Origin of the sequence: Sulfitobacter sp. HI0027 (assembly GCF_001634775.1) — a bacterium.
GTDB lineage: Bacteria > Pseudomonadota > Alphaproteobacteria > Rhodobacterales > Rhodobacteraceae > Sulfitobacter.
This window is the reverse complement of sequence record NZ_LWER01000324.1, coordinates 1-238: the sequence shown is the minus strand read 5'-3', so window position 1 is coordinate 238 and position 238 is coordinate 1. Positions and strand designations below refer to the sequence as shown.

The following is a 238-nucleotide window of genomic DNA, read 5'->3' as shown; positions in this document are numbered from 1 at the left end:
TATTGAACTATGTCCCACCCTGTAGACGTTCACGTCGGTCGCCGACTCAAGCAGGCCCGCACCCTGCGAAGGCAATCCCAGACCGATGTGGCGCGTGAACTCAAGCTGTCGTTTCAGCAGATCCAGAAGTATGAAATCGGCTCCAACCGGATTGCCGCCAGCCGCCTGCATGAGCTTGCCCGGATACTGAATGTGACCCCCGGCTATTTCTTCGAAGGGCTGGATGACGACCACCCCG

At 58.4% G+C, this 238-nt stretch carries 1 protein-coding gene; it reads left to right on the top strand.

Annotation, left to right across the window (positions count from 1 at the left end):
* Positions 1 to 9 precede the first annotated feature (9 nt).
* A partial coding sequence (locus tag A3722_RS16020) for a helix-turn-helix domain-containing protein (RefSeq protein WP_150120526.1) occupies positions 10 to 238 on the top strand: 229 nt, incomplete at its 3' end.